Annotated in this window: 1 protein-coding gene and 1 pseudogene; both read right to left on the reverse strand. The window is 69.4% G+C overall.

The genetic code is table 11. From position 1 onward, the window contains the following. Positions 1–151, reverse strand: a pseudogene (locus ACFY1U_RS50960) (alpha/beta hydrolase); the annotation flags it as partial. 19 nt (positions 152–170) lie between these two features. Beyond that, a complete protein-coding gene (locus tag ACFY1U_RS50965) occupies positions 171–1004 on the reverse strand; it encodes an alpha/beta fold hydrolase (protein ID WP_390700934.1) in 834 nt (277 codons plus the stop codon). Between the last annotated feature and the right edge of the window lie 23 nt (positions 1005–1027).

Raw genomic sequence — 1027 nt, forward strand, 5'->3', positions numbered from 1 at the left:
CGCCCGCCATCAGGACCACTTCCCCGTCCTCGGGCCCCGTCAACTCGTAGTGGGTGACGCCGTCGGACAGCTCGATGAAACTGCCGCGCAGCGCCCCCCGCGAGTCGGCGGTGAGCTTGCGGTCCTCGCCCGGGGCGACGAAGTACTTCATGGAACGGGCCTCCTTGCCCTCAGTTCGCGGGGGTGTCGGCGCAGGAGCCGAGGAACTTCGCGATCGCGTCCGCGACCCACTGCGGTTCCTCCTCCGGCAGCAGATGTCCGCCGTGGGGGTGGACGAGCTCCTGGGCGCCGGGGATGTCGCGGGCGAAGTGCTGGCCGTCGATGCTCGCGCTGCGCAGCACCAGCGTGGGCACCGTGATGCGAGGGATCTGCGCGCTGCGGTCCGGCTGGTCGGTGTTGCAGAAGTCGACGAAGGCCGAGCGGTTACCGGGGCGGCTCATGAGCTGATAGGAGCGGTCCACCATGGCGTCGTCCACGATCTGCGCATACGGCCCGACGGCGTCGCGCAGGTTGCGTTCGAGTGCCCCGCGCGGCATCACCCGCCTCAGCAGGGGCCGCACCAGCGGGTTGCGGGTCAGGCGCATCCCCGCGGGCACCGTCTTCTCCGGGTAGCCGGTGGCATTGACCAGTACCAGGCCGGTCAGCCGCTCCGGGTGATCCAGCGCGAGGTTCCAGGCGATGTTGCCGCCCAGGGAATTGCCGGCCACCGCGTAGCGCGGCACGCCCAGCGCCTCCAGGAAGCCCGCCACCGTCGCGGCGTACGCCGGGATGCGGTAGTCGCGGTCCTTGCGCGGGCCCGTCAGTCCGAACGCCGGCAGGTCGGGACGGATGACATCGAACGAATCCGACAGCAGATCCGTCGCGCGGTCGAAGTGCTGCAGCGATGAGGCACTGCCGTGCAGCAGCACGAGTGCCGGGCCGCGCCCAGCACGCTTGTAGTGGATCCGCAGGCCGTCCACCTCGACGAACCGGGAATCAGGCTGGGGCTCGGACCAGGTACTCATAATGGATACACTGTTACCGATAT

This window comes from Streptomyces sp. NPDC001351, assembly GCF_042896045.1.
GTDB lineage: Bacteria > Actinomycetota > Actinomycetes > Streptomycetales > Streptomycetaceae > Streptomyces.